Genomic DNA, 26,376 nt, shown 5'->3' with positions numbered 1-26,376 from the left:
ATTGAACTCCCACGACATCACCACCATCTGAACCCCCGAGAGGACACACCATGGAAATGCAAGCCAGCCGCACCCTTGCCGTCAGCCAGCAGCAGGCCTGGGAGGCACTCAATGATCCCGAGGTGCTCAAGCTGTGTATTCCCGGCTGTGACAAGGTCGATCCCACCGCCGACAACCAGTACGCGGTGGCCATGGCGCTCAAGATCGGGCCTGTGTCGGCCAAGTTTGCGGGCAAGATCACGCTGTCGGACATCGTTGCGCCCGAGAGCTACAACATCGCCTTCGATGGTTCGGGTGGTGTCGCGGGCTTTGGCAAGGGCAATGCCCAGGTCAAGCTGGTGCCGTTGCCCGCTGATGCTGCGGGGCAGGCCAGCTGCGAGCTGCACTACACCGTGCACGCCTCCGTGGGCGGCAAGATCGCGCAGCTGGGCCAGCGCCTGATCGACGGTGCCGCCAAGACGATGGCCGAGGATTTCTTCAAGCGCTTTGACAACGAGATGCAACGCCGCCACCCCCGCCCGGAACTCCCTGCGGCCGATACCACCGGTGCGGACGCGGTCACTCTGCCTGGAGGGGTTGACGGTACCGCCACGGCCCCGCAGGGCGCCGGTATCCCCGCTTGGGCGTGGGGTGTTGGTGTGGTGGCCCTCGTATTCCTGGCCTGGTGGTTCAATCGGGGATAGGCAAGGCCAGGAAACAGAGGATGTCAGCCATGGAAAATTTGGATGTTGTGGTGTTGCGCACGCTGCACGGCTGGCGTGCTGCCGGGCGCCGTGCGCTGCTGGCCACGGTGGTGCGCACCTGGGGCTCGTCACCTCGGCCTGTCGGCTCGATCATGGCGCTGTGCGAAGACGGCTCGGTGGTGGGGTCGGTGTCGGGTGGGTGTATTGAAGATGACCTGATCGACCGCCACACCCGTGCCTATGCCCAAACGGGTGTGGCCACGGGCGTTGGCGAGCATCGCATCCCCAGTGGTCCCCCCGCGTTTGTCAAATACGGCATCAGTGCTGACGAGGCCCACCGTTTTGGCCTGCCCTGTGGTGGCACGCTGGAATTGTTGCTTGAATACGACTCCGACCCGGTGCTGCTGGCGGAGCTGATTGCTCAGCTCGGTGCGGGGCGCCTGATGCAGCGCACCGTGCGCCTGGCGGATGGATTTGTGGCTCTGACACCCGCCACCGCACCCGAAGACCTGGCGGTGGATGCGCTGCAATTGACTAACACCTTTGGACCGGAATACCGCATGCTGCTCATCGGCGCCGGGCAGCTCACGGAGTACCTGGCCACCATGGCCTTGTTCAACGGCTTTGCCGTGACCGTGTGCGACCCCCGCGAGGAATACCGGGGTAGCTGGAGCGTGCCGGGCGCCACGGTGGTGAGCGACATGCCGGACGATGTGGTGCTCGCCTTCAAGCCGGATCGTAGAACCTGTGTGGTGGCCTTGACGCATGACCCCAAGCTTGACGACCTGGCCTTGCTGGAGGCTCTCGGCACAGAGGCGTTTTATGTGGGCGGTATCGGCTCGCGCCGCAACAACGAGGCGCGCCGGGCCCGCATGATCGAGCACTTCGACCAGACGCCGCAGACGCTTGCGCGGCTGCGCGGGCCCATTGGCATCTACATCGGCAGCAAGACGCCGCCTGAGATCGCTGTGAGCGTGATGGCCGAAATTCTGGCGGTCAAAAATGGCGTGACCCTGCCTCGCGACGTGGAGGTGGCCCAGGCCAAGAACGATCGGGAGCTGGTGCACAACGAGCCCGGGGCTCTGGTGTGCGGCGTGCGTTAGCGCGTCCACGGTTGGCAGGTTGGGGCGCTATCAGGTGCCGCCGCAGGCGGTGGCTTCGGCGGCCTGCACTCAGCGGATGACCACCGGGCCACCCTTGGCAACGCCCCGCTGGTAGGCCGGACGCGCTTCCATGCGCTGTTTGTAGGCCTGCAAGTGCGGGCTGCCGCTGGCGTCATTGGCGCGCGACAACAGGGCCTCTACGGCAAAACTCATCTGGAAGTCGGCCATGGTCAGGTGCTCGCCCGCAAACCAGCGGTGGGTGGCCAGATGTGTCTCGATGAACGCCAGTGCGCTGTCCACATTGGGGTCGACGAGCTTTTTCTGCACCGTGCCACACAGTGCCCGTGCGATAGGCTTTACAAAAAATGGCATGGGCTGGGTGGGAATGGTCATGAACACGAGCTTCATCACCAGCCAGTTCATCAGTGAACCCTCGGCGTAGTGCATCCAGAAGCGGCACTGGCGGTGCTCGGGCGTGCGCAGCGTCGGCTGCAGGTGGGCCAGGTCGCCAGGGGCCTGGGAGCCGTAGGTTTCCACCAGATACTCGATGATTGCGCCCGATTCGGCAATCACCTCATCGCCATCGGTGATCACAGGTGATTTGCCGAGGGGGTGGATCTTTTTCAGCTCTGGAGGTGCCAGCTTGGTGGCTTTGTCCCGCCGGTAGATCTTGAGTTCGTAGGGGATGCCAAGCTCTTCAAGCAGCCAGAGAATGCGCTGCGAGCGCGAGGTTTCAAGGTGGTGGAGGGTGATCATGTGCGCCATCTTAGAACCTGCAGGCGATGGCCTGAGGCCCCCAGCGAGATCATCATCAATGCGTTCTTGGTCGCGCAGCGCCCGGGGTGGGCACCGCAACGCGGCTCGATGCTGCGTTGATTGGACATAGTGCCATGGCGTGGGTCTGCAATGGGCGGGGCAAGGCAATCGGCAGCAGGTCTCGCAAAGCGGTGTTGGCCGCGAGCGGGTTGGTGGTACCGGTACCCACACAAGGCCCAGAGCCCTGGCGTGAGCGGGATTCAGAGCCTGGTCAGAAAGGCCCGCAGCATGCCCCAGTGCTCCGCACACTGGCTGGCCGTGAGGTTGGCGGCTGCGTTCTCAAGCTGGCGCGCACGCACGCTTTCGGTGGGGTAGCCCAGCGTCAGCAATACGGTGACCAGACTGTGCGCCAGGCGCCGCAGGGCCGCCCAGTCCTGCGCGGTACAGGCCACATCTCCTTGCCGCACATCGACAGGGAACTGTTGCAGGCAACTGGCGCGGTAGGCTTTGAACAGGAATTCGTCGCCTGCAAAGTGGGTGGCAATGGCTTGTGCTTCGGCGGTGCTGGCGTCTGTCTCCGCGGCAAGTGTGTCGCCGGGGGGGCGGCCCTCCACCTCGTCTGGCTTGAGCGCCAGAGCATCGCGGACACAGTCCTCCAGCTCCGCCACAGAAGCCGGTTTGGACAACATCCGCCACACTTTCATGGCGTTGAGCTGATCGCGCACTGCGGGCGTCAGGCCAGCGCTGAACACCGCAACGGGAATACTGCGGCCCAAGCCGGGTTCATGAAGCAGCCTTTGCACAAGGTCGATTCCCGATTCGCCGGGCAGCATGAGGTCGGTGATGATGAGCTGAGTGCAACTGTCCCGCAGGGCCTGCATAGCATCGGGGACGTTGGAGCAAGTTACCAGTTCGATGGGCAACTCCTCCAATGCCATCTGCACGAAGCGTGCGATGGACGCGTCGTCCTCCACCAGCAAAACCCTGGGCAGGTTCATGCCAGCACCCTGGCTGGCGGAATGCAGGTGGCCAGTGCAGCGGGCAGCTCTGCGACCAGCCGGGGTTTGTGGATGACCTTTACCCCTTGCAGGGCAAACGCGTAGGGCTCACGCTGCTGCTCATCCAGCGACGTGACCACGATGAGGTGGCTGCGTGCGAACTGTGCGTGCGAGCGCAACGTGGTGATCAGCGTGGCGCCGTCGATGCCGGGCAACAGGATGTCGACGATCAGCACATCGGGCTGGATCTGGCCGTACATGGCCAATCCCGTAATGCCGTCGTTGGCCACATGCAGTGCCGCGCCAGGGAAGTGCTGCTGAACAATAAGGCCGACCAGATTCTGGAAATGGATCGAGTCTTCGATCAGCAGGATCTGCTGGGCGCGCGCAGATGTCTTGGCGGCGGCTGCCGGGGGGCGGCTGGCGGGTGCCGTGCCCGCACCCGTGGAGGACGTGCCAGGGGTATCTGCACCTGCAGGGCCGTGGGCGCTGATCCAGCGCTCTACGGAGGTCCGTGATATCCGCCGGTGTCCGCCCGGGGTCTTCCATGCCTCCAGTTCGTTGCGGTCCACCATCAGCTGGACCGAGCGAACGGCCATGCCCAGCATCTTGGCGACTTCAAGCGTGGTGTAGTGGTCAGGCACCTGAAGCCCCGTTGGATATTTGTCAGATTGCATAGATCGCGCATTTTGGACTTATTTTTCTTTGATTGCATCTTGTATTTGATAAATATGATTGATATGATCGAATCAATCGCGGAAAAATCACTCGATGTGGTGTTTAGCGCTCCCAATTGCTCCCAATGCCCTGGAAAGACCTCTCGCCATGAAAAAGATCCTGATCGTCGAAGACCACATGGATATCCGCAAGCTGCTCAGGATGACGCTGGAGTTCGATGACTTCGAGATCCATGAAGCCGCCACCGGAGATGCGGGCTGGGCCTTGGCGCGCGAGCTTTGCCCTGACATCGTGCTGCTGGATGTGATGATGCCCGGCACCCTCAATGGGCTGGATGTGTGCCGCCGCATCAAGTCTGATCCGGGAATGCTGCACACCAAGGTGATCATGTTGACCGCGCGCGTGCAGGCCGTGGACAAGGAGGCGGGCATGGCGGCCGGGGCCGATGACTACCTCATGAAACCTTTCAGCACCCTGCAGGTGCTTGAAACCATCTACCGCATGGAGTCTGCTTTGTGAGTGGGGCCTTTGCGCCCAATCTTGAGCGGCCCGCAGATGATGGTGAGCGGTGCTTTGACGAGGCCGCCTCAGCCCAGATGGAACGGTTTGTGCGCGACTTCGGTCGCATGTACCGCGAGCGCAACGAAGCCCTGCGCGAAGTGACGCGGGCGCACCATGCTGCGTTGTTGCAGTTGTCGGCGGCAGCGGATCTGAAAGACGACGACACGGGGGTGCACATCGTTCGTATCGGGTATCTGGCGGAGGCCCTGGCAATGGCGCTGGGGCAAACCACAGGCTACGCACGCATGCTGCGCAAGGCGGCACCCATGCATGACATTGGCAAGATCGGTACACCGGACAATGTGTTGAAAAAGCCCGGCCCGCTGAACCCCGAAGAGCGCCAGATCATGAATTGCCATGCCGCCATGGGCGCAGAGATTCTGGGTCGGGCCCAGATTCCTGTGTTTCGCATGGCTGCCGAAGTAGCGTTGACGCACCATGAGCGTTATGACGGTAAAGGGTATCCCCACGGGCTGGTGGGTGACGCGATACCGCTGGCAGGCCGCATCACGGCGGTGGTGGATTTTTTTGATGCGTTGACCATGGACCGCGTCTATCGCCCAGCTTTCAGCGTAGAGGTGGCCCTGGAGATGTTGGCCGCTGAGCGTGGGCGCGCTTTTGATCCCGTGGTGGTGGATGCTTTTCTCGCGCGGGCCGAGGAAATCAACGCATTGCGATGCAAGATCACGCAAGAGTGCCCATCTTTCGACGCGCTGATTGATTCGCCGTAAGTCTTGCAGACAACAGAACCTGGTGACCAAGGAGTCCTGAGAATGAATGTGTTGAATCGATGGATGGTGGCGGCGGGCCTGTGCCTGGCGGCATGTTCGACGGGCGTCCTGGCCGGGCCGGTGATGGACCGCGTGCAGAGCCAATCCGTGTTGAAAGTCTGTATTTGGCCTGACTACTACGGCGTGACCTACCGTCACCCGCGAACACAAGAGCTGGTTGGTATTGACATCGAGTTGTCGGCCGAACTGGCGCGCGATCTCAAGGCCAAGGTGGAGTATGTGGAGTCGTCCTTCCCCACCTTGATTGAGGATCTGGGCCAGGACCGGTGCGACGTGGCGATGTATGCGATTGGCATGCTGTCGCAGCGGATGGAAAAACTGGCCTTCACCCAGCCCTACCTGCGCAGCGACATTTACGCGATCACGACCAAGAGCAATGCCGTGGTCAAGCAGTGGTCAGACATCGACAAGCCGGGCGTGATGGTGGCCGTGCAGGCGGGTACGTTCATGGAGCCCATCATGCTGCAGCGCCTCAAGAGCGCCACCGTGGTGAAGATCAAGCTGCCAGCCACGCGTGAGCGGGAGTTGGTCGCTGGCCGCGTGGATGTGTTCATGACCGACTATCCCTACAGTCGGCGTTTGCTGGACAACGCCGATTGGGCCAAGTTGGTCGAGCCACCAGAGCCTTTCTCTGTGCTCCCCTATGCCTATGCGGTGAAGCGGGGAGATGACGCGTGGTTGGCGACTGTGGACGCCTTCGTGTCGCGCATCAAAGCCGATGGCCGCTTGCAGCGTGCAGCAGGGCACCATGGGCTGAGCGCGATTGTGGTGCGCTGATATGGCGGATAAACGCCCCCGCGCATCATTGCTGCTGCGGGTACAGGCCTGGGTGTCGAATGCCAGTCACCTGGTTCTGGTCACCGGAGGGCTGTCGGCGTTGGGGACCCTCATGGCGGTCAGTGCGTTGGCTGTGAATGATTTTCGGGGTGCCAACACCAATGACCATTCCCATGCAGCCATGTTGGCGCGCATTCTGGAGGACCAGGCCACGCGAACCGTGGAAACCACCGAACTGGCCTTGGAAGCCCTTGCAACCTCGCCTGCGCTGGTATCCGCCACCACAGAGCCCCATCGCATGGAAGAAGCGCTGGGCCAGGCGTTGGCAGGCTTATCCTTCTTGCGCGGTTTGGCGGTGGTTGACGCTGGCGGGCGCGTGATCGCCAGCACGCAGGCGGGCGATGCCGAGATGTTTGTGGATCTGTCTCTGCTGGGCCCCAAGGTCGTCGAGGGGCAGAGCCTGATGGGCGCCTTGACACCGGGGCGGGGCCTGCAGGCCATCCGCCTGCGTGAAGCGCCTGTCAAGGCACCCGCCGGGGTGTCGTTTGTGCCGGTGTTGTACGGTTACAAAACCGAAGCTGGGCACGGGCTTGCGCTGGTGGCATTGATCAACACCGATTCTCTGGCGAACTTTCAGCACCTCACTCTGGAAGCTGATTCGTTCGATTCGGTGGTGACTTCCTACGATGGCCTGGTTTTGGCAACTTCGGGTGCTGCTGCGCATCTGGTGGGTAAGCGCGTGGACCAGATTCCTGTGTTCACCCGGTTTTTGCCACGCCAGGAGTATGCGACCTATACAGGGGCGGGGGTTTTGGGGGACCGCCAGATCATTGGCTTCAGGGCGTCGAGCACGAAGCCCCTGGTGGTGATTGTTGAAGAGTCCCGTCGCCACGCCCTGCAGCGCTGGTTGGCAGATGCCGGAGGCTTGCTTGGCATTGGTGCTGCACTGATTCTCATGGTGCTGGGGCTGACATTCGCCGTCTGGCGTGGCGTGCGGACGCGAGCATCTGCGCGCCTTGCCGTGGACGCCGCGCACACCCGCATTGCCCAGAATGAGCGCGAGCTTTCGGTGCTGATGCGCAGCGTGCAGGAACTCATCTTTCGCACCGATGCCGAAGGCGCCATTACCTATGTAAATGCCCATTGGACCGCATTCACCGGTGACGGTGTGGACAGTGCCATCGGTAAGAAGCTGCAGGAAATTGTGGACCCCCAGAGTCGCAAGGATGTGCTCAAGGCCCTGGACGTGCGTTCTTCAGAGGGCGTGCGGGTATGCCAGGCGCTTGCGCGTTTCAAGGACGGCAAAGAGATGATGTTTCAGCTGGCTGCCGTTCCGTTACTCGTCCACGGGCGTATTGTGGGGTTTGCGGGCAGTGCGGTGGACGTGACCGAGCGCTGGGTGGCGCAACAACAGCTGCAGGCACAGATCGCGTTTCAGGATTTGCTGCTGGAGACCAATCCCCTGCCGATCTCGGTGACAGACGCCCAAGACCGTTTTGTGCGGGTCAACAAGGCCTGGGAAGAGTACAAGGGAAAGTCGCGTGATACCGTGTTGGGGCAGGAGCTGGCCCGTTGCGTGCCTCCCGACGAGGCCAAGGTGCACGAGTCCGCCAATACCCAGCTGCTGCGTTGGGGCGGGAGGGCGATGGTAGAAGTCAAGGTGCGCCATGGCGACGGATCGCGGCGTGATACGCGTTTGGCCAAGGCAGCCATTGCCGATGAGCATGGCCGGGTGACAGGCGTGCTCAGCATCTTGATGGACGTGAGCGAGTTTCGTGAAGCGGAGCGCGCCACGCAGGAGGCCCGCGATGCCGCGGAAGAGGCGTCGCGCTCCAAGTCCGAATTTGTGGCCAACATGAGCCATGAACTGCGCACCCCCCTGCAGTCGATTCTGGGTTTTGCTGAATTGGGCATGCTGCGTGGGCGTGCCCAGCCCAAACTGGCAGGCATGTTTGAAGACATCCATTTGGCCGGCAAACGCATGCTGACCCTGGTCAATGACCTGCTGGAAGTCTCGAAGCTTGAAAGCACTGTGGGCACCTTCCACATGGAGCGCATTGATTTGCGCGGAGTGGTGCGCCCCGTGATCCGTGAACTGGAGCCGCTGCTGGAGCGCAGTCATCTGATGATGGATGTGCGCATGTCCGACACGCCTTTGGTGGCTAAGGCCGATCCGTTGCGTTTTCAGCAGGTGATTCGCAACGTGGTGGCGAATGCCATCAAGTTTTCCCCCCCGGGGAGCACGATCACACTGGAGGGGTTCATGGACGCCAAGGGTCAGGCACATCTGGTGGTACAGGACGAGGGGCCGGGTATTCCAGAGACAGAGCTGGAAAGTATTTTCGAAGCCTTCGTGCAGTCAAGCAAGACCAAGGACGGGTCTGGTGGCACCGGCCTGGGCTTGGCCATCTGCCGAACGATCGTGGAGGCGATGGGAGGGCATATTTTTGCCAAGAACGTACCGGCCAGCGGCGCTGCCTTCCATATCGTGCTGCCACCGCGCGGTCAGGCAGAGACGATGCCAGCTCCGCTGGAGTAATTCAGGCATGGCGTTTGCCGGTTGCCGTCTGGCATTGACACGGTGTGACCCTATCAACCTTGCACTCACCCATAAAAAAGCCCTCCTTGGAGGGCTTTTTTATGGGGCGGGGGCACCGTGGTGGCGCCCCGTTGGCGAATTAACCGCCCTTGCGCGAACGCTTGCCGGGGTTCTTCTTGCTGCGGGTTGCAACACCACGTTCCAGGCTCACGCGCTGGCCACGACCGGGGGTATTCAGGGTCACGCCGGGCATTGGCTTGGGTTGGGGTGTGCGCTTGCGGTCTGCTTCGGTGACGATCTTGTTGCCCATGGTAGGTCTCTGAGATAGTGGAAAAAAGAGTGATATTAGGCCACAGCTGGGTTCACGGCCTTTCCGCAGGCTTTTCTGGAACCCCGCCGCGCGCGGGGCGCACCTGTGGAAACAGGCGCCAGGCCGCATGAAGCGGTGCTTTCACTGCGGGACAAACCTCGTGGCCACGCCACCGCCAGAGTCTGTTGAAAGCGCTTCGGTGCAGTGATGAGGCAGGACGAAGCCCCGGGCAGGGTCTTCGACGGCGCGGGTATGGATCACGGGAGGTTGTGCCCGCACGCCCCCGAAGATGGTGGCGAACGCCACATCCGCCGCATCACGGCCGGTGCCAAAACGCAGCAGACCCATGGGAATGGCCGTGCCAGAGGGATCAAACAGGTACCACCGGTCGCCGAGATAGGCCTCCACATAGGCATGAAAGTCTGGCGGGCCCAGGGCGGGGTCAGCGCCGTAGTCGGTGCCGGTGGTGAAACGCGCAGGGATGTTCATGGCGCGGCACAGCGAAATCATCAGATGGGCAAAGTCCCGGCAGACGCCCACTTGTTCCACCAGCGTATCCACCGCCGACGTGTTGGAGTTGGAGGTGTTGGAGGTGAAGGCCACATGTGCCTGCACCCAGTCGCAGATGGCCTGAACCCGGCTGTATCCGTGCCACAGGGTGCCAAACTCATTGAGCGCCAGCCGCAGAAGGCGATCGGATTGACAGTACCGGCTGGGGTAGATGTAACCCATCACCTCCTGTGGCAGGCTTCGCATGGGTACCTCTTGCAGTGGCGCTGGGTCGGCCCGGTGATGGGCAATGTCTACGGTGGCAGCGTAGGTCAGCGCCAAGAGCCCCGGCTCGCCGTGCAGCCGCAGGTAGCGCGTGCCTGTGGCCGGGTCGGTGTGGACCTGGTGCGCAATGCCTTGGTTGAGGGTCAGTCGTTCATTGCTGACGGTTTGGTGGGCGGTTTGCGCTGCATGGATGTTGAACACGAAATCGGCACCGTAGGAGTCGATCTCGTACTGCAGATCAATCTGCAACTCCATGCGCACGCGGCCCGACGTAGTGCGCAGCGCTGGAGCAGGTTGTTCAACGGAAGGGGGCAAGCCGTTTGCCGAAACGCGGTTGGCGGCCTGCGGCCAGGAAGGACTGTGGGCGGTATTGTTGCTGAGTGCCATGGATCTTCGCCCCTATGCGTCCACGCACGGCCACACCGCTTTACCGCGCCATCTGGCTGTGTGGTGGCCTTGCGTGAGACGGCAAGGCGCCCGCGCAACAGATTTGGTGGTGGTTTTCATCAGCATCTCCCGGTGCGCAGTGCACGACGGGGATATCCCGCAGCGATAACGCCGCTTCAGGATAGGCGCTTGTGCGCCCGCAGGCTGTAGGCGGATGGCCTGTGCTCAGCCTGTCACGGAGAGCTTGGCCAATACCCGGGGTTGTGCGCCACGATCAACCCGCACGATGAGGGCGTCGCCTGAGCGGGTGCTGTCGTTGGCCAGATCGGACTGAACGAACATGTGGGTGAACCACACCTCAAAACCGTTGCTGCGTGCAGAGGCTATTGATAGTGCTGCGCGCAGTTCACGCAGATGGGCTGCCCCGGTGGTCTCGCGTGCGCCATACGGAGACCCGAGCGCGGGCCAGACCTGCGGTGAATCAAAAGCCAGCGTGGCGGTGTCCACGCACCGGCACCAGGGGCTGGAAAGCACCTTGGCAGGTTGCAACTGCCGCTCCTTGAACCAGTCACCGATACGCCGGGCCTGTGCCCGGCCTTCGTCGTTCAGGTTGCGCTGGGTGCTGCAGTCGCCCAGGCGAAAACCCGGTGGATCGAAGGTGCCGGGGGCCAGCGCGTGGCGGAACACGGCCACAACACCGCCCTGGCGCAGCAGGGTTTCTGCGCTCGCTTCCTGTTGTGCCCAGGCGGGCAGTGCAGAGAGCACCAGGGTGCCCGCAGTACCTGTGGCCAGAAAAGTGCGCCGGTTGATCTGCATTTCAGGCGGCAGGCTGGAAGGCATAACCGCTTCCCGACGCCGCCATGCGACCGAATGCCGGGAACGGGAAGTGGAAGCCGCCCAGCATGGCATTGCTCGCCGTGATGCGCTGGAACACCTCACGACGTACCCTGCGCGCGGCCTCGGCATCCATGTCAAACGTCACGGCCCAGTCGGGGTTGCGTGCAAACAGCGCCGGTACATTGGTCAGGTCCGCCACGTAAAAGAAGTTCTGGCCTGCAGACTTCAACTCGAACAGCGTGTGGCCGGGCGTGTGACCATAGGCCGCCACCGACTGGATGCCCGGTGCGACTTCGGCGCCTGCGGCAAACGGCACCAGCGTGTCGGCAGGCATGGTGGCAAATGTGCGGCGCACATTTTCGAACGCGCCCTTCATGCCAGCGGGCGCTGCAGCCATGCGGGCGTCGTCCATCCAGAACGCGTGTTCGGCTGCGGGCACCATCACCTTGGCCTTGGGGAACGCCCACTCACCCGCCTTGTTGCGGATGCCATTGATGTGGTCGCCGTGGTAGTGGCTGATCAGCACCGTGTCGATGTCGGCTGCCTGCAGGCCCGCCGCGCGCAGGCTGTCGAGCAGCTTGCCTGTGGTGGCGCCGCCAAACTCGCCCAGTCCAGTGTCGATGAGGATCTTGCGCGCGCCTGCCACCACCAGGAAAGGCGTGTAGGGCACGTCGATGTAGTCGGTGGGCAGTCCCTGGGACGCCAGCAGTGCACGCACCTCGGTCAGTGGCGCATTTTTTACAAATTCTTCTCCCAGTGGGCGGCGCGTGATGCCATCGTTGAGCGCAATCACCTCCACATCGCCCACCTTCATGCGGCGAAAGCCGGGGCTGGGCAGGGTGGGCGCACCGAAGTTGGGCGCGTTCTGGGCCCACACGGGGACGAAGGAGCCCGCTGCGTAAACGGTGGTGGCCAGGCTTGCGCTCAGGAAGTGGCGGCGTGACAGCATGAAACTCTCCGGTATTAAGTTGAACTGATGAGTTGCAACTGTAGCGTTGCCCGAGAGGAGTTCGCGTGCCTGAGCGCTAACCTGTTCGCAACGTGGGGCTTTTGCTGGCAACTGGGGTTAACCCCATTTTGGGTGGCTATTCGATCTCGAAGGCTTCGCGCAACGCAGCGCAAAAGGCAGCGTTGCCACTGACCGTCAGGGTGATCGTGGTCCGGGGCGGGGTGGGGCTGCCTGCCTCCGTGCGCAGTTGCCCGGCAGTGTCATCAAACGTCAGTACCAGCGGTGTGCTGACCTCCTGCACGCCCTGCAGGTCGTAGTGCCATTCGCCCCCGTCTTCCAAGGCGCCGCAGGCATCGGGCCAATGCTGGTGCGCCCAGGCCAGCAACGCGCCGATCTCGGCGTGCAATGCGGGAATCTGTGCGGGCGACACGCTGGCCATGGCATCAAAAGTACCCACGCCGTCCGCGTCTTCGCTGTAGTCAAAATCCAGGTATTTCAGGTTCATCTTCGTCATTCAAAGTCATGCCCAGGTGCGGCTCAGTGCCTTGGCGGCTTCGCCCAGGCGGGTCACTTGCTGCAGCGCCTGTGCCAGCGGCATGCGTGCCGCTGGTGCCTGCAGTGCCACCGCGCAGCGTACCTGGCGTTGCCCACTGCCCACCACGGGCACGGCGACACAGACCAGGCCATCCACAAACTCCTCGGCGTCGGTGGCGTAGCCCTGCCGCAGGATCTGCTCCAGCTCGGCCTCCAGGGCGGCGCGGTGGATCAACGTGGTCGCGGTGTGGCGGGTGAGGGGCAGGCCGTCCAGGATGGCCGCCCGGCGCGCAGCCGACAGGTGGGCCAGAAACAGCTTGCCGCTGGCTGAGCAGTGGATGGGCACCCGGGTGCCGGGCCGCAGTTCCATGCGCAGCGGAAAGGCCGATTCCACACGGTCGAGGTAAATCACCTCGGCGCCGCTGAGCGCCGTGAGGTTGCAGCTCTCCCCGATGTCTGCCACCAACTGGCGTAGCACCGCGTGGCGCACGCCATGCTGGGTGCCCGCGCTGAGGGCGCTTTCGGCCAGACGCAGCAGGCGTGGAGCGGGGGTGTAGCGGCGGCCATCGGGCTCACGCGCCAGCAAGCCGCCGCTTTCGAGCTGGCCCAGCATGCGGTGCACGCTGGGCTTGGGCCAGCCCGATGCCTCGATGGCGTCCGCCAAGCTGAAGGGCCGGCCGCGGGCGCACATGATTTCCAGCAGTTCAAACAGGCGCAGGCTGGGTGATGAATTGGTCATAAATCTCGGAATTCGAGACGAATCCATAAAACATTTCGGGATTATTGAGCATTGTGGCTAAGCTGCAAACCAACATTTCACGGGGGGCATGGCGGTGACTTTTCAGAACGCGGTACTCACGGGCGCTTGTGGTGGCCTGGGCCAGGCCCTGGCGCGGGAGCTGATCGGGCAAGGCACCGCCGTGGCGTTGGTGGGGCTGCACAGGCCCGCTTTGCAGGCGCTGGCAGCGCTGGCGCCTGAGCGCTGTGCGGTGTACACGCCCGATGTGGCCGACAGCACCGCGATGCAAGCCATGGCCGCCGACTGGATGGCGCGCTCGGGCGCAGCGCCCGATCTTGTGATTGCGAACGCGGGCGTGGCGGGCGGTTTTGACACTGCCGAAGCCGATGACCTGGCTGTGCTGCGCCGCATGCTGGAGATCAACCTGCTGGGCGCGGCCACCACGTTTCAACCGTTTGTGAAAGTCATGCGCGCGCAGCGGCACGGCGCCCTGGTGGGTGTGGCCAGCATTGCGGGCTGGCGCGGCATGCCGGGCAACGGCGCCTACTGCGCCAGCAAGGGCGGGTTGATTCGCTACCTGGAGAGCTTGCGTGCCGAGCTGCGCAGTGAATCCATCTTAGTCAGCACAGTCAGCCCCGGCTATCTGCGCACCGCGCTCACCGCGGGCAACCGTTTTGCCATGCCGGGCCTCATGGAGCCCGACGCCGCTGCCAAGGCCCTGCTGGCAGGCGTTGCAAACGGCCGCACCCACATCGTGCTGCCCGCGCGCATCGGCTGGCTGGCCCGCTTGCTGAACCTGCTGCCCGATGCCCTGCACGACCGCCTGCTGCTGGGTCAACCGCGCAAGCCACGCGTGGGCGAGGCGGGGGCAACGGCCATTCCGGGCCTGCCGTTGCCTGCAGAAACACCGATAAAAAATGAAAGCAAGAACACATGACAACGGAGACACAACCCACCGTGGCAGACACCCGCACCCAGATCGCCCTGATTGGCGCCGGCCCCAGCGGCCTGGCGGCTGCCCGCAACCTGCAAAAGCTGGGCGTTCCTTTTCAGGGCTTTGAAGCGCACACCGAGGTAGGCGGTTTGTGGAACATCGAAAACCCGCGCAGCACGGTGTACGAGTCGGCCCACCTGATCTCCAGCAAACACACGACGGAGTTCACCGAGTTCCCCATGCGCGCCGAGGTCGCCGACTACCCCAGTCACCGCGAGATGCGGCAGTACTTCATGGACTTTGCCGAGCACTTTGCCCTGCGCCCGCACTACGGGTTTGGCACGCGGGTGCTCAAGGTGGAGCCCGTGGGCGAGGGCAATGCGCCGCTGTGGCGCATCACCTGGAGCCAGCACGGCGGCCCCGCGCAAACCGCAGAGTTCAAGGGCGTGGTGATTGCCAACGGAACGCTGGCCGAGCCCAACATGCCGCGCTTTGAAGGCCAGTTTGATGGCGAACTGCTGCACACCAGCGCCTACAAAAGCGCCGAGCTGTTCAAGGGCAAACGCGTGCTGGTGGTGGGCGCGGGCAACTCGGGCTGTGACATTGCCGTAGACGCGGTGCATTACGCGCGCAGCGTGGATCTGTCGGTGCGGCGCGGCTATTACTTCGTTCCCAAATATGTGTTCGGCAAGCCCGCTGACACGTTGGGTGGCAAGTTCAAGATGCCGCCCTGGCTCAAGCAAAAAGTCGACAGCGTGGTGCTGCAGTGGTTCACCGGCGACCCGGTGCGTTTTGGCCTGCCCAAACCCGACTACAAGATGTATGAGTCGCACCCCGTGGTGAACTCGCTGGTGCTGCACCACCTGGGCCATGGCGATATTCATGTGAAGCCCGACATCGCCCGCTTTGACGGCCACACCGTGCACTTCAAAGACGGCCGCGCGCAGGACTACGACCTGGTGCTCTGCGCCACGGGCTACCAACTGCACTACCCCTTCATCGACCACAGCCTGCTCAACTGGCAGGGCATGGCGCCGCAGCTGTATCTCAACATTCTGTCGCCGCGTTTCGACAACCTGGCGGTGATGGGCATGATCGAGGCCAGTGGCATCGGCTGGCAGGGCCGCTACGAACAGGCCGAGCTGATGGCGCGCTTCTTCAAGGCGCAAGCCGAGGGGTCTCCGCGTGCCGAAGCCCTGCGCCAAGCCAAGGCGGGCCCGCAGCCCGATCTGTCAGGCGGTTTCAAGTACCTCAAGCTGGAGCGCATGGCGTACTACGTGCACAAAGACACCTACCGCAACGCGGTGCGGGCAGCCTCGGCGGCCCTCGCCTGAAAGGCCCACGATGCTGCCTGTCGACGAAATACGCCTCAATTTCAACCCTGCATCGCTCGTGGCGCTCAACGTGGTGCTGGGCTTTCTCATGTTCGGCATTGCGCTCGATACGCGCGTGGCCGACTTCAAGCGCGTGCTGCGCATGCCCGGGGCCATGGCGGTGGGCATCGCGGCCCAGTTCATCGTGCTGCCTGCGGTGACCTTTGCGCTCACACTGCTGCTCAAGCCCGGCCCCAGCATTGCGCTGGGCATGATCCTCGTGGCGTGCTGCCCGCCTGGCAATGTGAGCAACATCCTCACGCACCGGGCAGGCGGGAATGTGGCGCTGTCGGTGTCCATGACGGCGATATCGAATGCGCTGGCCATCGTGCTCATGCCGCTCAATTTCGCGTTCTGGGGCGGCATGCATCCTACGGCGGCGCCGCTCCTGCGGGCCATTGCGATCGACCCGCTGGAGATGGCGGGGCACATCGTGGTCATCATCGGATTGCCGTTTGTACTGGGCATTCTGTGTGCCGAGAAGCTGCCGCGCTTCACACAAAGGGTGCACAAGCCCGTGCGTATCCTGAGTTTTGTCTGCCTGATTGGCTTCATCCTTGGCGCCGTGGCGGGCAACTGGCGCTACTTTCTGGACTACGTGGCGCTGGTGCTGCTGGCGGTGGTGCTGCACGATGCACTGGCTTTTGGTACGGGCTATGCCTGCGCGCGGCTCAGTGGCCTTTCTGACTATGACCGGCGTGCCGTGAGCATCGAAGTAGGCATCCGCAATGCGGGGCTGGGCCTGGTGTTGATCTTCAGCTTCTTCGGAGGCCTGGGTGGCATGGCCGTGGTGGCAGGTGTGTGGGGCTTCTGGGACATCATCGCGGGCCTGGCGCTCGCGGGGTGGTGGGGGCGCAGGCCGGCCGTGGTGCCAGCGGTGGCCAATGGCAAGGGGAACGGCGAATGACTGCATCGACGTTCAACACGCGCCGTGTTCTGGTCACCGGGGCCGATGGCTTCTTGGGGCGCGGCGTGGTGGCTGCGTTGGTTCGGGAGGGCGTCTCCACCCTCGTGGCCGCCGATGTGCGGGAAGTGCCTGCCGAGCGCCGCCTGCCCGGTGTGACCTATGTGGTGCTGGACGTGCGCGACCCGGCACTGGCGCAGACGCTGGCCGCCCATGCCATCGACAGCGTGGTGCATCTGGCTTCCATCGTCACGCCGGGCAAGGGCTCCAGCCGGGAATTTGAATATTCTGTGGACGTGCTCGGCAGCCAGAATGTGCTTGATGCCTGCGTGGCCACGGGGGTCCAGCACATCGTGGTCAGTTCCAGCGGGGCCGCGTATGGCTACCACGCCGACAACCCGGACTGGTTGCGTGAAACCGATGCACTGCGCGGCAATGAAGTGTTTGCCTATTCGCACCACAAGCGGCTGGTCGAAGAAATGCTGGCGCAGTACCGCGCCCAACATCCCGCGCTGGCGCAGACCGTGCTGCGCATTGGCACCATCCTGGGCGAGCGCGTGGACAACCAGATCACGGCGCTGTTCGACAAGCCACGCCTGCTGGCCATCCGTGGCAGCGAGAGCCCTTTCGTCTTTATCTGGGACGAGGACGTGACGGGTGCCATCGTGCATTCGCTGCGCACGCAGCGCGCGGGCTGCTTCAACCTGGCGGGGGATGGCGCGTTGCCATTGCGCGAGATTGCCCGGCGCCTGGGCAAACCGGTGCTGGAGTTGCCCGCAGGCCTGCTGCGCGCCGCGCTGGCGGTTGGCTCCACGCTGGGCGTGAGTCGCTACGGGTCGGAGCAGCTGGACTTTCTGCGCTACCGCCCGGTGCTGCTCAACACGGCGCTCAAGGAGGTGTTGGGCTACGTACCCGGCAAGACCAGCGCCGAGGCGTTCGATGCCTTTGTGGCTGCCCGGGATCGCCAGGGCCGACCGGTCACGGCGTCCGTGCGCCCGGCGCTGGCATGACGGCCCGCGCACTGAGCCGTGGCGACCTGCTGCGGGCGCTGGCCGTGGTCGTCATCTGGGGGCTGAATTTTGTCGTGATGAAGCTGGGCTTGCAGGGGCTCAGCCCCATGCTGCTGGGCGCCCTGCGGTTCACTGCCGCGTCGCTGCCTTTTTTGCTTTTTGTGCCACGCCCGTCGTTGCCCTGGCGCTTTGTGGTTGGTTACGGGCTGGCGCAGGGGCTCGGGCAGTTCGGCTTTCTGTTTCTGGGCTTGCAGCTGGGCATGACGGCGGGCATGGCCTCGGTGGTCATGCAGACGCAGGCATTTTTTACGCTGCTGCTGGCTGCTCCGCTGCTCGGCGAGCGCGCCAAGCCCTGGCAGTGGTGGGGCTTGCTGCTGGCGTTTGGCGGTCTGATGACGATTGGCCTGGCCCATGGCGAAGGGCCCGGGCAGATGACGCTGGCGGGCTTTGTGTTGACGCTGGGGGCGGCGTTCATGTGGGCGGTGTCCAACCTGGTGGTGCGGCGCGCGGCGCAAGCCGGTGCCTATGCACCGTTTCCGTTCATCGTGTGGAGCAGCGTGGTGCCCATCGCGCCGTTCTTTGCGCTGGCGGTGTGGACCGAAAGTGCCAGCGGCGTCGTGGCGCAATTGCAGGCCATCGATGGCACAGCGCTTCTTGCCGTGGGCTACTTGGCATTTTTGGCCACCCTGCTGGCCTACACGCTGTGGACCCAACTGCTGCAGCGCCATGCAGCAGGGCGGGTCACGCCGTTTTCGCTACTGGTTCCCGTGGTGGGGCTGTGGGCCGCCTATGCCTTTTTGGGCGAGACGCCCTTGCCACTGCAATGGGCGGGCGCGGCGGCGGTGTTGTGTGGCCTGGTGGTGAACCAGGCCGGAGGCTGGTGGCGGGCACGGCGTGCTCCCTAAAATTCCCCCTTTCTTCTTTTTGGCTGAGAAACATGGCGGTTGAGAACCTGGTGTTGCAAGTGGATGGGCTGCGGTTTTCCTACCCCGAGTGCGCGGTGCTGGACGGGCTGTCGCTGGCATGGCCTGCGGGCCTGGTACTGGTGCGCGGCGACGAGTGCAGTGGCAAGACCACGTTGTTGCGCCTGCTGGCGGGGGAGCTCACCGCGCAGGCCGGGCACATCAGCCTGCAGGGTGTTCGCCAAAGCGAGGCGCCCACGGACTATGCGCAAAAGGTGTTCTGGGCCGACCCACGCTCCGGCAATGTCGATCAGCTCACAGCCCGTGGCTGGCTCGGCAGTCTGCCAGCACGTTACCCCCTGTGGGATGCCGCCGCGCTGGCGGCACACACCGAGGGCTTTACGCTGCAGGAGCATCTGGACAAGCCGTTTTACGCGTTGTCCACCGGCAGCAAACGCAAGGTGCTGATGGCCGGGGCCCTGGCTTCGGGGGCGCCGCTCACACTGATCGATGAGCCTGTGGGTGGGCTCGACAAACCATCGGCCACCTATCTCGGGCATGCCCTGGCGCAAGTGGCTGACCAGCCAGGGCGTGTGGTGGTGGTGGCGCACTACGAGGCGCTGCTGGGCGTGCCCTGGGGCACGGTGATGGAATTGAAGGCCTGACATCAGTCCTTGGCACCCGACGGTGCGAGCGTCCTGATACCGCCTTGTTTTAGACTGCAAGGCTGCTGGTGGCAGCGCCTCGTGGTGTTGCCGGTTCCCTGAAGGATTGTTTTATGGACGCGTTTCTTTTTGCCCCGGTGGCGGTTGCCATCGCGCTCACGCCAGGGCCCAACAACTTTTGTGGGCTCAATAACGGCATCCGGGCAGGTGTGGGGGCTGCGCTGGTGGGTACGCTGGGGCGGGTGGCTGCGTTCGCAATTTTTTTGACCGTGTCTGCGGTGGGGCTGGGCGCCATGCTGCTGGCGTCCGAGGCAGCTTTCACGGCGGTGAAGTGGGTGGGTGCCTGCTATCTGTTCTGGCTGGGCTGGCGTGCGTGGCGCAGCCGCGAGTTCAGCGGGCTGGACGTGGTGGACGGGGGTGAGGTGAAGGCGGGCACGGTGCCTGTGCGTCTTCGATCGCTCATCGCGCAGGAGTTTCTGCTCGGTATCACCAACCCCAAGGCCATCATCTTGTTTGCCGCCATATTTCCCCAGTTCATCGATCCGAGCCAGCCCGCTGCACGCCAGTTTGTGATCCTGGGTGCCGTGTATCTGGCGGCCGAGTTTGTGGCCACTGCAGTGTATGCAGCGGGTGGTCGGCAGATTCGCCGTTTCATCCGTACCTCGCGCGGTGTGGTGCGCCTGAACAAGGCCACTGGCGGTTTCTTCATGGGGGCGGGCTGCCTGTTGCTGGCGACCAACCGCTGACGTCCCTGTGCGTTACATCGCCTTGAACAGATGGGCGTAGAGACGGCTGACGGGCAGTTTTTCCGTGCGGCCTGCAAGCTCCAGGTGCAGTTTGCCCGCTTCATCGCGGGTCACGGTGGTGATGACGCTGGCGCGCACCAGCGTGCTGCGATGAATCTGCCAGAACACCTGGGTATCGAGTTGCCCGATCAGATCCTTGAGCGGGGTGCGGATCAGGTACTCGCGTGCGGCAGTCAGCACCCGCACGTATTTGTCGGCGGCCTCGAAATACAGCACGTCGGCCACCGGCACCATGTGAATCTGGCTGCCGTTGCTGGCCTGGATGAGCGTGAGGGGGGTGATGCCGGCAGTGGCGGGTGTCCCACCCGGTGCGACGACACCTGGGGCCGTCATCAGGTGGCGCAATTGACGAATGGTTACTTCAAAATTGATAGCTGCTTGCGCTTTATTCATCAGTGCAACCTGTACTTTTTGCACAGTTTTTTGAAGGCGAATCGTTTGCACGGGCTTGAGCAGGTAGTCGATGGCCTGCGCCTCGAATGCCTGCACGGCGTACTGGTCGTAGGCCGTGACAAACACCAGGGCCGGGAAGGGGCGGCTGGCCGGGCCCTCGGTGGGCCAGGCGTCGGCCAGCTCCACGGCCGCATCGAGCCCGCTCAGGCCGGGCATGCGGATGTCAAAAAACAGCACGTCGGGCTGCAGTGCCAGCACCTGTTGTACGGCCGATCGTCCGTCGCCCACGGTGGCCACGATTTCCAGCCCCGGCCAGGCTTGGGCCAACTCCTGCCGCAGGGCTGCGGCCAGCAGGGGTTCGTCTTCGGCAATCAGGGCGCGGGGGGCGGGTGGGTTCATGGGGTGGGTGCCATTTTCAAGGGAAAAGTGACGCAAGCGCTAGTGCCGCCTGCGCTGGCAGCTATCAAATCAAGAGTGCCTGCATCGCCGTGCAAGGTCGCCAGACGCTCACGCACCTGGACCAGTCCGAAACTTTGGCCGGGGCCCGGCGTGGGCAAGGTGGTGGGCAGGCCTGCGCCGGTGTCATTGACCTCGATCATCAGCAGCGGGCCGTCGGGCCCGGTGCGCGTGCGTGCGCGCACGGTGATGTGGCCACCCTGCACCTGGGGCTCCAGGCCATGGCGGATGGCGTTTTCTACCAGGGGTTGCAGCAGCAGCGGGGGGACGGGCACTTCGCGCAATGTGTCGGGCAGGTCGAGTGTGTAGGCCAAACGGGGCCCCATGCGCACGGCCATGAGTTCCAGGTAGTCGCGCAGGCGCTCGAACTCGCGGGCCAGAGGGTGCTCTGTGCTGCGCGATGCGCTGAGGGTGGCGCGCAGGTAGGCAATGATGCGGTCCAGCATGTCCTGGGCGCGCACGGGGTCGGTGCCGATCAACATGCGCAGGTTGGCCAGCGTGTTGAACAGCATGTGGGGTTCCAGTTGGGTCTCCAGCAGCTTGAGTTGCGCCTCGGTGGCCTGGCCGCGCACCTCGTTCATGCGGGCCTGCAGCCAGGCGCTTTTGCCGTTGATGTAGAAGTAATAGATGGCCGCAATGCCCGCCAGCAGCGTGATGCCGATGGAGATGCGCAACTGCGCGCGGCCCTGTTCTGCCCAGGACGAAACACCGCACCACCAGTCGGCCAGCGCCGTGCCGGCCACATAGCCCAGGACGATGCCCACGACCGGCAGGGCGACACCTGCGATGCCCGCCGGCCAGCCGGTGTCCTCGCTCGACGTGAAAAGGTGCCGGCCGAAGTCGATGAGTGCCCAGGTCAGGAGACCGATGGCCAGTGAGTAGCGGGCGGGGATGTCGTAGGGTTTTTCGGGCTGGAACGCGTATTGGATGGCCGAGACCGCCAGGCAGAAAGCAATGGTCTGCAGCAGGCGGCGCAGCTTGTCGATCCAGTCGATGGTCATAGGGGCTGCCGGGTTGGGGGGCGAAGGCGCAGCGCGTCAGTGCCTGTCGCGCTGGCGCTGGAGGCGTTCGCGCTCTTTTTGCACCATGCGCTCACGCAGTCCGCTGCCGGTGCCCAGCACAAACACCGAGATGCCATGCAGCGCCAGCCCCAGTCCCCAGCCCAGCAATGGAAACACCGACCAGGGCCGGTTGCCAAAACCGTAGCGCGACAGGCCGAAGAGCACCAGGTTGACCAGGGTGAAAACGGCGGCATGTGTGTACCAGCCCAGTTTGGCTCCAGCGCGCTTGCGGGCCAGTCGTTCGATGTCGTCGGGTGTTATGGGCATGGAGGCGGTCATTTTAGGCGGACCAGGCGGTGGCTTGGGTCACGCGGCGTACTGTCAGTGTGTGGGCCGCAGGGGCTCCAGGTGCTGCGCCAGGAAGGCAACGATACGTGCATCCACCTGCGGCATCAGGCTGCGATCAAAGCCCGGCGGGTCGCCCAGGAGTTCGGTGGCCAGGCTGTCCAGCACCTGGGCGGGTGGCGGCGGTGACAACAGCGCACCATGGCCTGCTGTGGGCAGATCGGCCACCACCGTACAGGTCTGGCAGACCTGCAACACTTTGCCGCTGTGAAAGCGTGGCACGAGCCAGCGGTCCTGGCCCGCCGTCACCAGGCCCAGTGGCACCCGGGGGCTGCTCAGCGACGGGAAGTCGAAGTCGGCTGCCGCAGGCACGCCCGCCACGATGGCGCGGATGCGTGGATCCTCATGCACCTGCCAGGAGGCATCGTCGAACCGCTGGCGTATCACCCCCAGCGCCACGGCTTTCTTGATGCCATCCAGAAAATTGCCTTTGAGCTGGGTGATGAGCCCCACGCAGGTGGAAAAATCCTCGGCAATGTGCGCTTCGCAATGCTGCTTGAAAAGAGCCGGTGACCAGCGTCCTCCGGCCAGACTGAGCGCTGTGTGGCCGCCTGCCGACATGCCGTACATGCCGACCTTGTCCAGCTGCAGCAAGGGGGCAAGGCTGGCGTCTTGCGCCACCGCGTCAATGGCTCTGGAGACTTCTGCCGGGCGCTGCTTCCAACTTTCCGGTCCGGGCGTGGACGGGTTGCGGGCGTTGTCGCCGGCATGTTCAGGAAACGCCACGACAAAACCGGCCGACACCAGTGCGCGGGCCAGGTCGGAATGCACCCAGGGATTGCCTCCCGAGCCATGCGAGATGACCACCAGACGGCCGTTGCCCTGCACGGGAATGCCTTGGGGTGCCAGCGCCATGCTGAATGGGCCGCGCTGGACGGGGTGGTCGGTGGCACTGCTGGGGTAGAACACGGTGACCGGGCCGTCGCCGCGAATGCCTGGCAACTCTTTCAGGCCTGTTCCTGCCTGGCTTGCCGAGTGAAGACCCAATGCAAAAAGGGCGGCGATGCACAGTTTTTTCATGGAGGCTCCTTGGTGTCAAGAACCGGTGTGCTGCTGGGCAATGCGGTCGCGTTCGGCCTGCACCATGCGCTCGTGCAGGTCGGTGCCGCCGGCCAGGAAAAACACCACCAACCCGTGCACGGCCAGACCGATACCCCAGCCCACAGCGGGGAAGACTGCCCAGTGGCGCCCGCTGGTGGCCGATAGCGTGACCAGCAGCAGGTTGACCAGAAGGTACACCCCCGCATGCATGTACCAGCCCAGCTTGGCCCCGGCGCGCTTGCGGGCCAGGTGTTCGATGGGATCGTTGATCAGGTGTTGGTGGCGCATGGTGAATTCCTTGGACAAGCAAGACAAAAGGACGAGGTAGTAGCCGCGTGTTTCAGGCACAAGCGGTGGAGGCGGGTGATGTGCGAAAGGCAGCGCTGCGCCGCACCAGAAGCCAAAGACGCAGCGACCGGGCTGCAAACAAGCCGTTGAAAATGCCGTAGAGCACAGCGATTTGCAACGCAAAGCCGGTGTCACGCGCCAGGACGGGTTGCATGGCCAGTTCCACGCCCACAAAGTATTTGGTCAGAAAAATACCCAGGATGAGTGCCAGGGGCATGGCGCTGCCCGGGATATAGAAGCTGCGTGAGGTGGCCGCGTACAAAGTGCCTTGTGGCACCGTCGGCTGGAGCCACAGAGCCAGGCCCGCGAGGGCGACGGCCGCCGCCAGCCAGGCACTGACCAAGACACCCGCCTGGCCCGCACTGCCAAACGCAGAAGCGATGCCATATGCCGAAAGGCCGGTCATGGCCAGGGGCATGAGCATGGCCCGCGCCAAGCCGACATTGCGGCCACGGAGCTGGCTGGCGCCCAGCCCGAGCAGGCCAACCAGAAGGCCCCAGACCCACGAGGGCGTGTTTTGAATGATGGTGCCCAGGATCTGGGGCTGTTGGATGAGCAGATTGAGCAGCATGGCGATGGTTCCGGGTGGAGGGACAGGAATGTCTGGAAAAGGGGTGGGGTCAGTTCACGCCCAGGGCGGACCAGAGCGAATGGCCCAAATAGCGGCCGGGCAGCAAGGTGAAAGCACCTGCCACCACACAAGCGCCGATATAGATCCGCTGCATGGTCTGGCGATGGCCGACGATGTTGCGGCGTGCAAGGTAGACAAAGGACAGTGTCAACATGCCCAGTGTTATCGGGACCAGCAGGTGGATCAGCCCGAAGCTGCCCCAACGCGGCCCGCTGCTCCCGCTGATGAAGATGGCGGACACGGCGGTGGCCACCATCAAGGTCACCCAGGCATACCCGGCCGCACGGTGCAGGCGGGGCCGCTGCGCGCGGCCCTGGCGCGCCCACAGGGCGATGGGCCCTATGGTGACGGCGGCCAGCGCTGCTGCGAGGTGGATGGCGATGACGGGGGTGAGTTGCATGGTGGGTGCTCCTGGCGCGTTTGATGGAGTGGACTGTGCCGACGCCCCGTGGGCATCGCCAGCGCGATGCGACGAAATGCGGGTGCGACACCGTGAAATGCGCGGTCACTGCGCGATCTGCTTGGCATTTCTCAGGGTGGAGGCGGTCACAGCCCTCACGGCGCCTGTACGGCGGGTGCTGGAGCGGTCCTTAACCCTCAGGTTTACTTTTCTTCGCAAAGCGTTCAAGGCAGAGCCGGAGTGGACCCTCTACGATCCGGCATGGCGCGGCTTCTTTGCCTGTCGCCGTCATGCGAAGGCCCGGCCCGCAGCCCAAGAACACGAATCAGGACCGTCATGAACCCGCAAGAAGTCAAAGCGACCCCGCCATCGGCCAATCCCCCTGCCTCCCCCACCCCGTCCCACAAGTCCGCCCAACGGTCGCGCTGGGTGGGGAGCCTGGTGGCGCTGGTGCTGGTCGGGCTGGTGGGAGGGGCTGCCTGGTACCTCATCCAGCGCTCCACCAGCGACCCGAGCCAGGGGTCAGGGCGGGGCCCCGGGGGCGGGCGGCCCATGGTCACAGTGGGTGAGGCGACCGTGCGCAAGGCCGAGCTGCCTGTGATCATCGACGCGCTGGGGACGGTGATCCCGGCCACCACGGTCACCCTGCGGCCCCAGGTGTCGGGCATGCTGGCCCAGGTGCTGTTCACTGAGGGCCAGATGGTGAAGAAGGGGCAGCTGCTGGCACAGATCGACCCTCGGCCGTTCGAGCAGGCGCTGATGCAGGCCCAAGGTACGCGCCAGCGAGACGAGGCGCAGCTGGAAAACGCGCGCCTCACGCTGGAGCGCTACCGCACACTGCTGTCGCAAGACTCCATTGCACGCCAGGATGTGGACACCCAGGCAGCGCTGGTCAAGCAGCTGGAAGGCACGGCGATGACCGACAAGGCCCAGGAGGGTACGGCCCGGCTGAATCTGGGCTACACCCGCCTCACCGCACCTGCCACGGGGCGCATTGGCTTGCGCACCGTGGATGCGGGCAACTATGTGACCTCGGGGGATGCCGCGGGTATTGCCACCATCACCCAGGTCGCGCCCATCGATGTGCAGTTTGCCGTGCCGCAGGACCGCGTGGGCGACATCCTGGCCGCGCAGGCAGATTCCGCGGCCCTGGCCGTCACGGCCCTGGACCGCACCCGCAAAGCCGAACTCGACAAGGGCCGCTTTTCCACGCTGGACAACCTGGTGGATACGACCACCGGTACCGTCAAGGCCAAGGCGCGTTTTGAAAATGCGGCGGGCGCGCTGTTCCCCAACCAGTTCGTGAACGTGCAGCTCTTGCTGCGCAATGTGCCTGCGGTGGTGGTGCCTGTCACGGCCGTGCGCACGGGCGCCAATGGCGACTATGTGTATGTCATCAGCGAGGACCGCAAGGTGTCGCTGCGCAAGGTCAAGCGCGGGCAGGCAACGGTGGGGCTCATGGCGATCACCGAGGGGCTCAAGGAAGGCGAGCGGGTGGTGACTGAAGGCGGGGACCGCCTGCAGGATGGCATGGCGGTGCAGGTGCCGGGCGCTCAGGGGGCACAAGGTGCACGCGGCCCCCGTGCGGGCGCGAGCGGGCCCCGCAGTGGCGCCTCCGGGCCGCGCGGTGGGGGTGCATCCGGCGAGGGAGGCCAGCGCCGCCAGCGTCCGGCCCAGAACCCCTGAGCGCG

The 26,376-nt window shown here is 64.1% G+C and carries 30 protein-coding genes; 14 read left to right on the top strand and 16 right to left on the bottom strand.

Annotation, left to right across the window (positions count from 1 at the left end):
• Positions 1-50 precede the first annotated feature (50 nt).
• The gene (locus CLU85_RS16835) at positions 51-683 is read left to right on the top strand and encodes a CoxG family protein (RefSeq protein ID WP_100411267.1); all 633 of its coding nucleotides are present in this window, start codon (positions 51-53) and stop codon (positions 681-683) included.
• Between the two features lie 29 nt (positions 684-712).
• A complete protein-coding gene (locus CLU85_RS16830; RefSeq protein WP_100412606.1) occupies positions 713-1,786 on the top strand; it encodes an XdhC family protein in 1,074 nt (357 codons plus the stop codon).
• Between the two features lie 69 nt (positions 1,787-1,855).
• Here CLU85_RS16830 and CLU85_RS16825 read toward each other — a convergent pair whose 3' ends face one another.
• The 3 genes from CLU85_RS16825 to CLU85_RS16815 all read right to left on the bottom strand — a co-directional run bounded on the left by CLU85_RS16825 (position 1,856) and on the right by CLU85_RS16815 (position 4,217).
• Positions 1,856-2,542, bottom strand: a complete 687-nt coding sequence (locus tag CLU85_RS16825) for a glutathione S-transferase family protein (RefSeq protein WP_198509212.1) — start codon at positions 2,540-2,542, stop codon at positions 1,856-1,858.
• Between the two features lie 260 nt (positions 2,543-2,802).
• On the bottom strand, positions 2,803-3,540 hold the full coding sequence (locus tag CLU85_RS16820; protein WP_100411265.1) for a response regulator: 738 nt from the start codon (positions 3,538-3,540) through the stop codon (positions 2,803-2,805).
• On the bottom strand, positions 3,537-4,217 hold the full coding sequence (locus CLU85_RS16815) for a response regulator (protein ID WP_100411264.1): 681 nt from the start codon (positions 4,215-4,217) through the stop codon (positions 3,537-3,539). Before CLU85_RS16815 ends, CLU85_RS16820 begins: the two co-directional genes overlap by 4 nt.
• 148 nt (positions 4,218-4,365) lie before the next feature.
• On the opposite strand from CLU85_RS16815, the gene CLU85_RS16810 reads away from it, so the two are divergent.
• The 4 genes from CLU85_RS16810 (at position 4,366) to CLU85_RS16795 (ending at position 8,886) form a co-directional block, all read left to right on the top strand.
• Positions 4,366-4,737, top strand: coding sequence for a response regulator transcription factor (locus CLU85_RS16810; RefSeq protein WP_100411263.1), 372 nt, complete (start codon positions 4,366-4,368; stop codon positions 4,735-4,737).
• Positions 4,738-4,814: 77 nt separating this feature from the next.
• The gene (locus CLU85_RS16805; protein WP_232727958.1) at positions 4,815-5,510 is read left to right on the top strand and encodes an HD-GYP domain-containing protein; all 696 of its coding nucleotides are present in this window, start codon (positions 4,815-4,817) and stop codon (positions 5,508-5,510) included.
• Positions 5,511-5,552: 42 nt separating this feature from the next.
• On the top strand, positions 5,553-6,347 hold the full coding sequence (locus CLU85_RS16800; RefSeq protein ID WP_100411261.1) for an ABC transporter substrate-binding protein: 795 nt from the start codon (positions 5,553-5,555) through the stop codon (positions 6,345-6,347).
• 1 nt (position 6,348) lies between these two features.
• The gene (locus CLU85_RS16795; RefSeq protein ID WP_100411260.1) at positions 6,349-8,886 is read left to right on the top strand and encodes a PAS domain S-box protein; all 2,538 of its coding nucleotides are present in this window, start codon (positions 6,349-6,351) and stop codon (positions 8,884-8,886) included.
• 139 nt (positions 8,887-9,025) lie between these two features.
• Here the strand turns inward: CLU85_RS16795 and CLU85_RS23170 are convergent, their stop codons facing one another.
• The 6 genes from CLU85_RS23170 to CLU85_RS16770 form a co-directional block, all read right to left on the bottom strand.
• Positions 9,026-9,196, bottom strand: a complete 171-nt coding sequence (locus CLU85_RS23170) for a hypothetical protein (RefSeq protein WP_008902830.1) — start codon at positions 9,194-9,196, stop codon at positions 9,026-9,028.
• A gap of 141 nt (positions 9,197-9,337) precedes the next feature.
• Positions 9,338-10,225: a transglutaminase family protein gene (locus tag CLU85_RS16790; RefSeq protein ID WP_100412605.1), complete on the bottom strand. Its 888-nt coding sequence runs from the start codon at positions 10,223-10,225 to the stop codon at positions 9,338-9,340.
• 357 nt (positions 10,226-10,582) lie between these two features.
• Entirely contained in the window at positions 10,583-11,197 is a 615-nt protein-coding gene (locus CLU85_RS16785; protein ID WP_100411259.1) for a histidine phosphatase family protein, read from the bottom strand.
• Positions 11,175-12,143 (bottom strand): MBL fold metallo-hydrolase, encoded by a 969-nt coding sequence (locus CLU85_RS16780; RefSeq protein WP_100411258.1) that lies wholly within the window; start codon positions 12,141-12,143, stop codon positions 11,175-11,177. The genes CLU85_RS16785 and CLU85_RS16780 overlap by 23 nt, the downstream gene beginning before the upstream one ends.
• A 136-nt stretch (positions 12,144-12,279) precedes the next feature.
• Positions 12,280-12,657, bottom strand: coding sequence for a hypothetical protein (locus CLU85_RS16775; protein WP_369858243.1), 378 nt, complete (start codon positions 12,655-12,657; stop codon positions 12,280-12,282).
• Positions 12,658-12,663: 6 nt separating this feature from the next.
• Positions 12,664-13,416, bottom strand: a complete 753-nt coding sequence (locus CLU85_RS16770; RefSeq protein ID WP_100411256.1) for an IclR family transcriptional regulator — start codon at positions 13,414-13,416, stop codon at positions 12,664-12,666.
• A gap of 88 nt (positions 13,417-13,504) precedes the next feature.
• Here CLU85_RS16770 and CLU85_RS16765 point away from each other — a divergent pair, with 88 nt between their 5' ends.
• The 7 genes from CLU85_RS16765 to CLU85_RS16735 all read left to right on the top strand — a co-directional run bounded on the left by CLU85_RS16765 (position 13,505) and on the right by CLU85_RS16735 (position 19,950).
• Complete coding sequence (locus tag CLU85_RS16765; protein ID WP_100411255.1) at positions 13,505-14,353, top strand: SDR family oxidoreductase; 849 nt, start codon at positions 13,505-13,507, stop codon at positions 14,351-14,353.
• A complete protein-coding gene (locus CLU85_RS16760) occupies positions 14,350-15,684 on the top strand; it encodes an NAD(P)/FAD-dependent oxidoreductase (protein WP_100411254.1) in 1,335 nt (444 codons plus the stop codon). The genes CLU85_RS16765 and CLU85_RS16760 overlap by 4 nt, the downstream gene beginning before the upstream one ends.
• 10 nt (positions 15,685-15,694) lie before the next feature.
• On the top strand, positions 15,695-16,630 hold the full coding sequence (locus CLU85_RS16755) for a bile acid:sodium symporter family protein (RefSeq protein ID WP_100411253.1): 936 nt from the start codon (positions 15,695-15,697) through the stop codon (positions 16,628-16,630).
• Positions 16,627-17,637, top strand: a complete 1,011-nt coding sequence (locus tag CLU85_RS16750) for an NAD-dependent epimerase/dehydratase family protein (protein ID WP_100411252.1) — start codon at positions 16,627-16,629, stop codon at positions 17,635-17,637. Before CLU85_RS16755 ends, CLU85_RS16750 begins: the two co-directional genes overlap by 4 nt.
• Positions 17,634-18,542 (top strand): EamA family transporter, encoded by a 909-nt coding sequence (locus CLU85_RS16745; RefSeq protein WP_100411251.1) that lies wholly within the window; start codon positions 17,634-17,636, stop codon positions 18,540-18,542. The genes CLU85_RS16750 and CLU85_RS16745 overlap by 4 nt, the downstream gene beginning before the upstream one ends.
• Positions 18,543-18,574: 32 nt before the next feature.
• Positions 18,575-19,204, top strand: a complete 630-nt coding sequence (locus tag CLU85_RS16740; protein WP_100411250.1) for an ATP-binding cassette domain-containing protein — start codon at positions 18,575-18,577, stop codon at positions 19,202-19,204.
• A 113-nt stretch (positions 19,205-19,317) separates the two neighbouring features.
• Complete coding sequence (locus CLU85_RS16735) at positions 19,318-19,950, top strand: LysE family translocator (protein WP_100411249.1); 633 nt, start codon at positions 19,318-19,320, stop codon at positions 19,948-19,950.
• 12 nt (positions 19,951-19,962) lie between these two features.
• Here the strand turns inward: CLU85_RS16735 and CLU85_RS16730 are convergent, their stop codons facing one another.
• From CLU85_RS16730 to CLU85_RS16700, 7 genes are read right to left on the bottom strand one after another with little or no spacing between them, the layout of a single operon-like run.
• Positions 19,963-20,802 carry a LytTR family DNA-binding domain-containing protein gene (locus CLU85_RS16730; RefSeq protein ID WP_100411248.1) on the bottom strand — a complete coding sequence of 280 codons (840 nt, stop codon included), beginning with the start codon at positions 20,800-20,802 and terminating at the stop codon, positions 19,963-19,965.
• The gene (locus CLU85_RS16725) at positions 20,799-21,860 is read right to left on the bottom strand and encodes a sensor histidine kinase (protein WP_100411247.1); all 1,062 of its coding nucleotides are present in this window, start codon (positions 21,858-21,860) and stop codon (positions 20,799-20,801) included. Before CLU85_RS16725 ends, CLU85_RS16730 begins: the two co-directional genes overlap by 4 nt.
• 36 nt (positions 21,861-21,896) lie before the next feature.
• Positions 21,897-22,187, bottom strand: coding sequence for a 2TM domain-containing protein (locus tag CLU85_RS16720; RefSeq protein WP_198509210.1), 291 nt, complete (start codon positions 22,185-22,187; stop codon positions 21,897-21,899).
• Between the two features lie 54 nt (positions 22,188-22,241).
• On the bottom strand, positions 22,242-23,285 hold the full coding sequence (locus CLU85_RS16715) for a dienelactone hydrolase (RefSeq protein WP_100411245.1): 1,044 nt from the start codon (positions 23,283-23,285) through the stop codon (positions 22,242-22,244).
• A 15-nt stretch (positions 23,286-23,300) separates the two neighbouring features.
• On the bottom strand, positions 23,301-23,594 hold the full coding sequence (locus CLU85_RS16710; RefSeq protein ID WP_100412604.1) for a 2TM domain-containing protein: 294 nt from the start codon (positions 23,592-23,594) through the stop codon (positions 23,301-23,303).
• A gap of 52 nt (positions 23,595-23,646) precedes the next feature.
• Positions 23,647-24,225 (bottom strand): DUF6622 family protein, encoded by a 579-nt coding sequence (locus CLU85_RS16705; protein ID WP_100411244.1) that lies wholly within the window; start codon positions 24,223-24,225, stop codon positions 23,647-23,649.
• 49 nt (positions 24,226-24,274) lie between these two features.
• Entirely contained in the window at positions 24,275-24,685 is a 411-nt protein-coding gene (locus tag CLU85_RS16700) for a DUF2306 domain-containing protein (RefSeq protein ID WP_100411243.1), read from the bottom strand.
• Between the two features lie 336 nt (positions 24,686-25,021).
• On the opposite strand from CLU85_RS16700, the gene CLU85_RS16695 reads away from it, so the two are divergent.
• On the top strand, positions 25,022-26,371 hold the full coding sequence (locus CLU85_RS16695) for an efflux RND transporter periplasmic adaptor subunit (protein WP_100411242.1): 1,350 nt from the start codon (positions 25,022-25,024) through the stop codon (positions 26,369-26,371).
• Positions 26,372-26,376: the final 5 nt, after the last annotated feature.

Source organism: Acidovorax sp. 69 (genome assembly GCF_002797445.1).
GTDB lineage: Bacteria > Pseudomonadota > Gammaproteobacteria > Burkholderiales > Burkholderiaceae_C > Acidovorax.
Note: the sequence above shows the minus strand (reverse complement) of the source record. Positions and strands in the feature narration are given on the sequence as shown.

What these genes read in the sequence shown, in the direction of transcription:
- CLU85_RS16835 (WP_100411267.1), top strand. Translation starts at nt 51, where the DNA reads ATGGAAATGCAAGCCAGCCGCACCCTTGCCGTCAGCCAGCAGCAGGCC.
- CLU85_RS16830 (WP_100412606.1), top strand. Translation starts at nt 713, where the DNA reads ATGGAAAATTTGGATGTTGTGGTGTTGCGCACGCTGCACGGCTGGCGT.
- CLU85_RS16825 (WP_198509212.1), bottom strand. Translation starts at nt 2,542, where the DNA reads ATGATCACCCTCCACCACCTTGAAACCTCGCGCTCGCAGCGCATTCTC.
- CLU85_RS16820 (WP_100411265.1), bottom strand. Translation starts at nt 3,540, where the DNA reads ATGAACCTGCCCAGGGTTTTGCTGGTGGAGGACGACGCGTCCATCGCA.
- CLU85_RS16815 (WP_100411264.1), bottom strand. Translation starts at nt 4,217, where the DNA reads ATGCAATCTGACAAATATCCAACGGGGCTTCAGGTGCCTGACCACTAC.
- CLU85_RS16810 (WP_100411263.1), top strand. Translation starts at nt 4,366, where the DNA reads ATGAAAAAGATCCTGATCGTCGAAGACCACATGGATATCCGCAAGCTG.
- CLU85_RS16805 (WP_232727958.1), top strand. Translation starts at nt 4,815, where the DNA reads ATGGAACGGTTTGTGCGCGACTTCGGTCGCATGTACCGCGAGCGCAAC.
- CLU85_RS16800 (WP_100411261.1), top strand. Translation starts at nt 5,553, where the DNA reads ATGAATGTGTTGAATCGATGGATGGTGGCGGCGGGCCTGTGCCTGGCG.
- CLU85_RS16795 (WP_100411260.1), top strand. Translation starts at nt 6,349, where the DNA reads ATGGCGGATAAACGCCCCCGCGCATCATTGCTGCTGCGGGTACAGGCC.
- CLU85_RS23170 (WP_008902830.1), bottom strand. Translation starts at nt 9,196, where the DNA reads ATGGGCAACAAGATCGTCACCGAAGCAGACCGCAAGCGCACACCCCAA.
- CLU85_RS16790 (WP_100412605.1), bottom strand. Translation starts at nt 10,225, where the DNA reads ATGGAGTTGCAGATTGATCTGCAGTACGAGATCGACTCCTACGGTGCC.
- CLU85_RS16785 (WP_100411259.1), bottom strand. Translation starts at nt 11,197, where the DNA reads ATGCCTTCCAGCCTGCCGCCTGAAATGCAGATCAACCGGCGCACTTTT.
- CLU85_RS16780 (WP_100411258.1), bottom strand. Translation starts at nt 12,143, where the DNA reads ATGCTGTCACGCCGCCACTTCCTGAGCGCAAGCCTGGCCACCACCGTT.
- CLU85_RS16775 (WP_369858243.1), bottom strand. Translation starts at nt 12,657, where the DNA reads ATGACGAAGATGAACCTGAAATACCTGGATTTTGACTACAGCGAAGAC.
- CLU85_RS16770 (WP_100411256.1), bottom strand. Translation starts at nt 13,416, where the DNA reads ATGACCAATTCATCACCCAGCCTGCGCCTGTTTGAACTGCTGGAAATC.
- CLU85_RS16765 (WP_100411255.1), top strand. Translation starts at nt 13,505, where the DNA reads ATGGCGGTGACTTTTCAGAACGCGGTACTCACGGGCGCTTGTGGTGGC.
- CLU85_RS16760 (WP_100411254.1), top strand. Translation starts at nt 14,350, where the DNA reads ATGACAACGGAGACACAACCCACCGTGGCAGACACCCGCACCCAGATC.
- CLU85_RS16755 (WP_100411253.1), top strand. Translation starts at nt 15,695, where the DNA reads ATGCTGCCTGTCGACGAAATACGCCTCAATTTCAACCCTGCATCGCTC.
- CLU85_RS16750 (WP_100411252.1), top strand. Translation starts at nt 16,627, where the DNA reads ATGACTGCATCGACGTTCAACACGCGCCGTGTTCTGGTCACCGGGGCC.
- CLU85_RS16745 (WP_100411251.1), top strand. Translation starts at nt 17,634, where the DNA reads ATGACGGCCCGCGCACTGAGCCGTGGCGACCTGCTGCGGGCGCTGGCC.
- CLU85_RS16740 (WP_100411250.1), top strand. Translation starts at nt 18,575, where the DNA reads ATGGCGGTTGAGAACCTGGTGTTGCAAGTGGATGGGCTGCGGTTTTCC.
- CLU85_RS16735 (WP_100411249.1), top strand. Translation starts at nt 19,318, where the DNA reads ATGGACGCGTTTCTTTTTGCCCCGGTGGCGGTTGCCATCGCGCTCACG.
- CLU85_RS16730 (WP_100411248.1), bottom strand. Translation starts at nt 20,802, where the DNA reads ATGAACCCACCCGCCCCCCGCGCCCTGATTGCCGAAGACGAACCCCTG.
- CLU85_RS16725 (WP_100411247.1), bottom strand. Translation starts at nt 21,860, where the DNA reads ATGACCATCGACTGGATCGACAAGCTGCGCCGCCTGCTGCAGACCATT.
- CLU85_RS16720 (WP_198509210.1), bottom strand. Translation starts at nt 22,187, where the DNA reads ATGCCCATAACACCCGACGACATCGAACGACTGGCCCGCAAGCGCGCT.
- CLU85_RS16715 (WP_100411245.1), bottom strand. Translation starts at nt 23,285, where the DNA reads ATGAAAAAACTGTGCATCGCCGCCCTTTTTGCATTGGGTCTTCACTCG.
- CLU85_RS16710 (WP_100412604.1), bottom strand. Translation starts at nt 23,594, where the DNA reads ATGCGCCACCAACACCTGATCAACGATCCCATCGAACACCTGGCCCGC.
- CLU85_RS16705 (WP_100411244.1), bottom strand. Translation starts at nt 24,225, where the DNA reads ATGCTGCTCAATCTGCTCATCCAACAGCCCCAGATCCTGGGCACCATC.
- CLU85_RS16700 (WP_100411243.1), bottom strand. Translation starts at nt 24,685, where the DNA reads ATGCAACTCACCCCCGTCATCGCCATCCACCTCGCAGCAGCGCTGGCC.
- CLU85_RS16695 (WP_100411242.1), top strand. Translation starts at nt 25,022, where the DNA reads ATGAACCCGCAAGAAGTCAAAGCGACCCCGCCATCGGCCAATCCCCCT.